Source organism: Bacillus sp. AP8 (assembly GCF_000321185.1).
In the GTDB taxonomy this organism is placed as follows: domain Bacteria; phylum Bacillota; class Bacilli; order Bacillales; family DSM-1321; genus Bacillus_AD; species Bacillus_AD massilioanorexius.
Map to the genome: position 1 here is coordinate 70,193 of NZ_CAPG01000056.1, position 8,651 is coordinate 78,843.

Annotated in this window: 6 protein-coding genes and 1 pseudogene; 1 reads left to right on the top strand and 6 read right to left on the bottom strand. The window is 34.6% G+C overall.

Going from position 1 to position 8,651, the window contains the following annotated elements; translation table 11 throughout:
- Positions 1 to 130: 130 nt before the first annotated feature.
- From BN349_RS14415 to BN349_RS14430, 4 genes are all read right to left on the bottom strand, one after another.
- A complete protein-coding gene (locus BN349_RS14415; RefSeq protein ID WP_019243033.1) occupies positions 131 to 1,567 on the bottom strand; it encodes an NAD-dependent succinate-semialdehyde dehydrogenase in 1,437 nt (478 codons plus the stop codon).
- A complete protein-coding gene (locus BN349_RS14420) occupies positions 1,564 to 2,970 on the bottom strand; it encodes a membrane protein (RefSeq protein ID WP_019243034.1) in 1,407 nt (468 codons plus the stop codon). Before BN349_RS14420 ends, BN349_RS14415 begins: the two co-directional genes overlap by 4 nt.
- A gap of 14 nt (positions 2,971 to 2,984) precedes the next feature.
- A complete protein-coding gene (locus BN349_RS14425; protein ID WP_019243035.1) occupies positions 2,985 to 4,130 on the bottom strand; it encodes an iron-containing alcohol dehydrogenase in 1,146 nt (381 codons plus the stop codon).
- A gap of 242 nt (positions 4,131 to 4,372) precedes the next feature.
- Complete coding sequence (locus BN349_RS14430; RefSeq protein ID WP_232423562.1) at positions 4,373 to 5,974, bottom strand: sigma-54 interaction domain-containing protein; 1,602 nt, start codon at positions 5,972 to 5,974, stop codon at positions 4,373 to 4,375.
- 173 nt (positions 5,975 to 6,147) lie between these two features.
- Here BN349_RS14430 and BN349_RS14435 point away from each other — a divergent pair, with 173 nt between their 5' ends.
- Positions 6,148 to 6,462, top strand: coding sequence for a thioredoxin family protein (locus tag BN349_RS14435; protein ID WP_019243037.1), 315 nt, complete (start codon positions 6,148 to 6,150; stop codon positions 6,460 to 6,462).
- A 216-nt stretch (positions 6,463 to 6,678) separates the two neighbouring features.
- Here BN349_RS14435 and tnpA read toward each other — a convergent pair.
- Positions 6,679 to 7,161: pseudogene (gene tnpA / locus BN349_RS23975) on the bottom strand (IS200/IS605 family transposase).
- A 279-nt stretch (positions 7,162 to 7,440) separates the two neighbouring features.
- A complete protein-coding gene (locus BN349_RS23980) occupies positions 7,441 to 8,208 on the bottom strand; it encodes a glycoside hydrolase family 16 protein (protein WP_019243039.1) in 768 nt (255 codons plus the stop codon).
- Between the last annotated feature and the right edge of the window lie 443 nt (positions 8,209 to 8,651).

An 8,651-nucleotide genomic window follows, 5' to 3' on the forward strand; every position in this document is an offset into this window, starting at 1 on the left:
TCCGTGTATCGCTAAATTTTGCTTTTTGGCCTGAGATAAGGAAGAGTATAAAAATCACATAAAATGTAAGAGGGTATCCTTCTTGGACACCCTCTTTGTTATTGGTAACTACTCCATATTTTTTTATTCTTTACTTCAATTGTAATGACACATATTTCACTTCTAAAAATTCTTCTAAGCCGTAATGGCCACCTTCTCTACCAAGTCCACTTTCTTTCATGCCACCAAAAGGGGCTTGAGCTACAGATGGCGCACTGTCATTAACTCCAACAATGCCATACTCTAAATGGTCTGAATAAATAACAGCTTTTTGTAAAGATTGTGTATAAACATATGCTGCCAAACCAAAATTCGTAGCGTTAGCTCTTTGAATCACCTCATCATCTGTTGTAAAAGTACTAACAGGCGCAAGTGGTCCAAATGTTTCTTCCTGCATACAAATCATATCATCGGTGACATTAGAAAGAATAATTGGTTCAAAGAAATAACCAGAATCTTGCCTGTCTGATTGCGACTTATGAGGTATTGCTCCTTTTTGAATAGCATCTTTTAATTGTGCTTGAACCTTCTCTACAGCTTTTTCATCTATTAAAGGGCCAATATCTGATCCTTCAAGTCCATTTCCAACTTTCAAATTCGATACAGTTGCTTCAAAGGCTTTTAAAAATGGCTCTTTAATCTCTTCATGAACATATATCCTATTAGCACATATACAAGTTTGTCCAGCGTTGCGGAATTTTGATGTAATAACACCTTTTACAGCTTCTTCGATATCGGCATCCTCAGCAATTATAAATGGAGCCAAGCCGCCAAGTTCAAGTGATACCTTCTTGACCGTATCCGCAGCCTTTCGCATAAGTAACTTTCCTACAGGAGTTGAACCAGTAAAAGTAACCTTCTTCACTCGGGAATCTTTCATCCAAACATCAACAATTTCTCCCGCATTTTGCGTTGTTACAACATTAATGACACCAGATGGTATCCCAGCTTCATGGGCACATTCTGCTAATAAAAGAGCTGTGAGCGGTGTCTGTTCGGCTGGCTTAATGACAACCGTACAACCAGCTGCTAATGCAGGTGCTACTTTTCTAGTAATCATAGCTGCTGGAAAATTCCAAGGAGTTACAACGGCTGCTACACCAACAGCTTGTTTTTGAACAAAGATTCTTTTAGAAGACGTAGTCGCTGGAATCATTTCTCCATAAATTCTTTTCGCATCCTCTGCATACCATTTAATAAAACTAGAAGCATATTTCATCTCACCCTTTGCTTCAGAAAATGGTTTCCCCTGCTCTTTTGTCATAACTATCGCTATTTCTTCTAATCTATTTTCAACAATGGCATACCATTTCTCTAACATCTCCGCACGTTCATAAGCACTTATTTTAGACCATTTTAAAAAGGCTGCATGAGCTGCATCAACAGCTTGCTTCGCTTCTTTTTCTGTTCCATCCTGAACGTAGCCGACAATCTCTAATGTTGCTGGATTTTCCACAGGAAAACTTTTCGATGCTCGAACATTTACACCATTAATATATAAATCCATATTTAATACATCATTCTTCATCCTGCCTTTACCTCCTTAGCCTCTATTTCTTTCTTGGCTTTGGCGTGATGAGAAAATGTTTGATCATTTTCACCACGTAAGAAATCCTTACCATACAGTAATATACATAAGATAATACCAGCGGCAAATGCCATACCAGCACCTTTAATGACGAGAATGGCACCAACGACACCAGCTATTCCTAAATCTCGTTGACTCTGAGATTGCATAACACCGATTCTTACACTTACATATCCCTGAACTAGAAGTGTTAGTGCTAAAGCAACACCCAAAATTGGTTCAACTAAGCTAACAATAGGTAATAACAAAAGTCCCGTATTTGTTCCCCAACGGAAAGAACCTGCACCACCAAAGAAAGAATTCATGGCTTTTTTTCCACTCTTAAAACGTTCTACTACAACAACTTGCATTGCAGCCCACATAGGTCCTGCCATGGTAATATCTGGGCCAATCATGCTCATCACCATATTTCTACCACCAAAAATCAAATGCGCTCTATTCGGGTTGTAATCTACTTTTTCATCTGTACGAACTACATCAGATTCAGATAATAATGCTTTAGTTTTTAACACATCACCAAATACTACTAAGTACGTCGCTAATACCGCTGGTATAGCACTTAAAAAATAAGAAAATGCTGGGAATCCTAATCCAAAAACAGTATAATCAGACCAAAGTGTAGCAAAATCTGGATTACTGAATCCCCATTGAATATCAGGCCATTTTGCTTCTCCAAAAATAGGTGCAACAATTACAGCTAATAAAATAGCTGGTAAAATACCTAGATTACCAATCAGAACCCACATTTTATTTTTAAGCTTAAGTTTTTCATAATGTTTAGAAAAAAGTAAATAAAATGCGAATCCAATACAGATTGTAATCGTAATCGGAAATAGTTCAAACTTTCCTCCTACTTCAAAGATTGATACAATCGCTCCAATACCAGCCCCCAAAATAATTCCTGATTTAATTGCATTCGGAACTAAACGAACTACTTTACTTGCTAGACCTGTTACTCCAAGAAAAATAGATAGTATCCCTAAGGTTAACTGAAAAGCAATAAGTGCATACACCCGATCAGGTCCTTCTTCAAATTGTTTTACAAATAATACGATTAACGGAACGGCTGGAGTAATCCATCCCGGAATAACAGGATCACCTAATATATGATGGGTTAAATATAATAAACCATTTAAAATAACAATAGCTAATGCAACCTCAAAAGGCATTCCAAGATGGTCTGCTAATAATGTGATAGCTCCTAGATCAACTGCACACATGAGTAATCCTTGAACATAGTCAGGCCATTCAAATCTGTAATGAATAAAAGGTAATCTTATTTTAAATGGTCCTGCAGGAATATAAGGCGTTTCTTGACCATCGATACGTTTTTTCCATTTCATATTATGTCCTCCATTTAATAAGCAGATTGATAGATTTTTTCAATATCTTTAACACTTAGTTTCCTTGGATTGTTTCGAAGTAAACGAACTTGTTTAATAGCTTCCTCTGCCATTTCACTTAAAGTAGATTCTGGAATATTAAATTCTTGTAATGATTCCGGAATATCGACGTATCTACACAACCTAGTCATAGCTTCAATTGCAGTTTCAGCAGCTTGATCATCATTTAAGTGACTAACATCTTCTCCTAGAGCTTCAGCAATATCACGATATCTTTCTAGACAAGCAATTTTATTCCATTTCATAACAAAGGGTAATAATAACGAATTACTTACGCCATGCGAAACGTGAAAACGTCCTCCTAATGGATAGGCTAATGCGTGTACAGCTCCTACACCAGCATTTCCAAAAGCAAGTCCTGCCATTAAACTTCCTGTTATCATAGCTTCACGCGCTTCAAGATTATCTGGCGCTGCATACGCCTTTGGTAAGTTCTTCGAAATTAACTTCATTGCTCCAATTGCTAATGAATCTGTAATTGGTGAGGCATTCACTGAAATATAAGCTTCAATTGCATGAACTAATGCATCTACACCACTTGCCGCTGTTACACTCGGAGGGCAAGTAAGTGTCATAATTGGTGAAACAAGTGCTACATCTGGTAAAAGGTATGGACTAACGATTCCTTTTTTAACTTGTTCTTTAGTATCAGACAAAATCGAAATATTTGTAACTTCCGATCCTGTTCCAGCTGTTGTTGGAATCGCGATTAAAGGAAGGCCTGGTACCTCAATTAAATCTGTACCAAAATACTTTTCTATTTCACCATGATTTGTTGCCATCACAGACGATGCTTTCGCAATATCAATTGCACTACCGCCTCCGACTGCAATAAGTCCATCATGGTTTCCTTCTTTAATAGCTGCTACACATTTCTCAACGATTTCTATCTCTGGTTCGGGATTAACATCTGAAAAAATACCATACTCCCCTTCAAGTAGATCTTCTACTTGTTTAACAGCTCCTGCTTTGATTAGAATTTTATCAGTTACGATTAGTGGATTCTTCATTTCTAACTGTACAACTTCCTTTGGAAGCTGTTGTAAAGCATCTGTTCCAGTAACTAATTTGTTTGCCATAGCAAATAAAGATATATTCATATAACTCTCCCCTTCTATCATGTAAACCCTTACAAACAAACCAATTGCAAGTTGTGTTCCAAACTTCTATTTATTACAGACATAAAATACTAGATTCCAAATTTATGTAATCTAAAAAACACGCTCTTATTAGAAATAACGTAAACAAGTTATAAATAATAACAACATAATTTTTCCCATTGATTGTAACTAGGAAGATAGTTAATTCACAAAAAACGAGTAGAAAACGAATCATTTTTCTATTATGATTCGTTTTCTACTCGTATGTGATATTTTTTCATTTTCTGGACAAGCGAGCTTTGACTTATTCCAAGTACTTTTGCTGAAGCTCTTGTTGAACCATGCTTTTTCATTGCATTTATAATAAGAGTTCGCTCGACTTCTCCAACAGCCTCTCTTAAATTTTGGTGATTCGCCTTTGTATCAACTGGTTGGATTAAAGGTGGAAGATCTACTACATCTATACGATCTTGAAAAGTGGTTACGACCAACCTTTCAGCTAAATTGGCTAATTCTCTGATGTTCCCTGGCCAAGAATAATTTGTTAACCATTCAATGCATTCAGGTGTCATACTTTTATTTTCATTGTATTTATTATTAAATTTGTTCATATACATTTCTAGAAGTGGAACAATTTCTTCTTTTCTTTCTCTTAATGGTGGAACCTCAAAACTTACGATATTTAATCTGTAATACAAATCTTCTCGGAATTTACCTTCATGTACTAATGCAGCTAAATCTCTATGTGTCGCAGTAATAATCCGAACATCCACTTTTTTCATTTCAGTAGAACCCACTCTATTAAATTGACTATCTTCTACTACTTTTAATAATTTGACTTGAATATCTAAAGGGAGATCACCAATTTCATCTAAAAAAAGTGTACCTCCATTTGTTTTTTCAAAAATGCCCATTTTTCCTTGCTTAAGAGCTCCTGTAAATGCTCCTGCTTCGTATCCAAATAATTCAGATTCTACTAAATGCTCGGGAATAGCCGCACAATTCAACTCTATAAAAACCTCATGGCTCCGAGAGCTTCTTGAATGAACATATTTGGCAATCAAGCTCTTCCCCACCCCTGTTTCACCTTGCAATAATACTTTCGCATCTGTTTTTGCTACTTTATCCGCTAACTTAAATAATGGAGATATAGAAGAACCAATGACTAAATCATGTACTTCTACTAATTTAGTTGATGGTGAAGTACCAAGAAGATTTTGATACGAGAAATTTTGTTTATCCAAAGCATGCTTCATCGTAATTAATTCTGTTATATCTCTTACACTATTTATTACAAACATAACATCATTTGAAGAAGAAAAAACGGGTGTTGCCGAAACTAGTATCTTTCTTTCACCTCGAATAGTTTGGATCAATGTTACCTGTCTTTTGGTTCGAATAGCATCCAACGAAGCAGAAGAAGATATAATTCCTTGATTGACTAAGTCGTTCATATTTTTACCGATTACTTCTTCTTTTTTAATTCCTGTTATACGCTGATAAGCTTTATTAATGAACAAAGTCTGGGCAGCTCCATCTGTAATATAGACTCCATCATACAATGAATCAAAAACACTTCTGCATAATTCACTTTCAAAAAAGGATTTAAATTCTTCATAGTCGATTGAATGATGTTTTATATCTTTTAGCGATGCATTGATTGTAACTAAATGAGAAATCGTTTTCGTTAGCTCACCTTTTTGAACAGCTCTTGCCAAAGACTCCATTGTTAAAAAACCGATAAATTTCTCTGACTCATCAGATACCTCGACTACATTATTACCTCTCGGAAAACGTAAAATAGCTTCTTCTACAGTCATACTTGAATAATAACGCTCCATCATAGCCCATCCTCACATAATCTCATTGTTTGATAACATGATTAAATATCCCAACCACTCTCTTTTTACCCAGATCTCTAAATAAACTAAAAAATGTATTTCTGTTGCATTTTGTAAGTCATTCATGAATACTTAACACATAATTTATTATATATAACAAATAGGAGGACCCCAACATGAAACAAATTAAAAATGAACAAGAATATCGTGATCAAATAGCTCAAGATGAATTAACAGTGGGCATCTTCACCACTACTTGGTGCCCAGACTGCAAACGTTTAGAAATGTTTATCAATGATGTTGTAGCTGACCATCAAGACAAAAAATGGTTCGTACTTGATCGTGATGAATTCCCAGAAATCTCTGACGAGCAAAATGTAATGGGAATCCCTTCTTTATTAGTATTTAAAAATGGAGAAAAGCTTCAACATTTGCATAGTGCAAACGCAAAAACTGAAGGTGCGATTAGAGAATTTTTAGAAAGCCTATAATATTTTTAATCCCATTCCTAAAAAACTAAAGTAGTAGCATAGACCAAGGCTATAGTTTATGCTACTATTTTTTATTTTCATAAGTCAAAACCACCCGTGAGAACGGGTGGTTTGTTCTGCGGCTGAAAGCCTTTGTTACTGACCCAACCCTAAAGGGCTTCTGAATGGTTCGCCTTTTGTACTACTTTTACTGGCTTGACCTAAAAGGTCTTCCGCTCATTTTCTATTCTTTTTCTTTACCTCTTCACCAGTGAATGGATCAATATATTCCATCATACTTAGCTGTTCTGCGACTATATCTTCTTGTATTTGATTACGTATATAATTTTCTATTACCTTTTTATTTCTTCCAACTGTATCTACATAAAATCCTGTACACCAAAATTTTTGATTTCCATATTTATATTTCAGATTGGCATGACGATCAAATATCATCAAGCTACTTTTTCCTTTTAAATAACCTACAAATACAGACACACTTAACTTAGGTGGAATGCTTACTAACAAATGAACGTGATCTTTACACGCTTTTGCTTCAATGATTTCTACACCTTTTCTTTCGCATAAAGTGCGTAGTATTTGCCCAATATCCTTCTTTATTCTCCCATAAATAACTTACCTTCTATACTTTGGTGTAAAGACGATATGATACTTACAATTCCAAGTTGTGTGTGCTAAACTATTAGTGTCTTTTGACATAAAAAACTCCTCCGTATGCTTTTATTTTGGTTGGCGAACCAAAAATAGTTTAGCACCTCGGAAGAGTTTTTTTAATACCACGCTATAAGCTTTTTAGAACCCTAGGCATAGCCCAAGGCTTTCTTTTTTTCACAATAAAAAAGCTTGCAGAGATATAAGTCTATTTCTCTGCAAGCTAATATTTCTATTTTCTTTATAATAGTACATAACTACAATTGCTTTATTACATTCTTTATAAGTAACTGATTACAAATTTATTTTTCTTTTTTAGAAACCATACTATTTACCAATATAAGGTGTAAATTTAAAGTCTCTAATAATTACTTCGACTTCTTTGCCATCGGTAGGCGCATACCCATTGAATAACCATAAATTCATATGTACTTTCGCCATTCCTTCATCAGGAATTTTTTTACCTTTAACATTCCATCTTTGCCACACAAAATCGTTGCTTGGCGCTTCTAAATAATGTCCACCAAATGATTCAAAGTCTATTTTTTTAGGTTGCCAATTAAAGCTATGAGTAGAATATGTTCCATCTGGTAAGGAAACATTAAATGCATGAAAATCTCGTGTAGTTTCTTTGCTCCAAGTTGTATATTGTGTATTTGGATATGTCGGATCTCCCCATTTAGCGAATTCAATATCTATTTCTCGATATCCTTTTTTTAACGCATCTGGTGACTCGCTATCATATGTAAATAATCCCAAAACGACATTTGGATCAAGTTCATCTAATTGTGAATTAACAAAGAAAGTATACTTACCATAACCTAAAGCTTTTTTATTTATTATTTCGGCTCCATACCATTTACCGTTTTTGTAGGTTAATTTTAAATGTAATTGTCCAGAAGTATCTACCCAAACATTTGACGTACTATCACTGAAATAGTTTGGTCCTGGTCCTTGTAATTCATTATTATTTCTTACTTCCCATTCATATCCACCAAAGTTTATTTGTCTCTCGTATGCTTCTGCTTTTGTATCCATCATACATAAACTCATAAGTAAAATTCCAATACCTACCACTATCGTCTTTAGTTTCATATTAACATCCTCCTTTTATACTTGGGAAAGGTAATAATTCACTTAATATTTGAGTACGAATAATCTCATTTCTCCTCACTTGAAACTAATGCTATTTTTCAATAAAGGCTTATGATCATGCGTCGCCCCCTCAAATATCCACAAATTATTATATTAATAAAACATCTTCTTTACTAAAGTATATACAAAAAATATTTTTACAGAATACTTATCTATTTAAATATCGTTTGAACAGAAAAAAATTAATACTAAGATAATATTTTTCCATAAAAATAACGTTATAAAATAAAAAATACAAACTATAACATGAAAATTATGACGCTCCATTCCATTGCAGCAGGTTTTATAGCAGTTTAGAAAACTATTATGGTAGTAAACCCTCCTATCAAACGGATAACCCTTTACATCCTAAAAAATAACCGCTTAGATTTTTATCTAAGCGG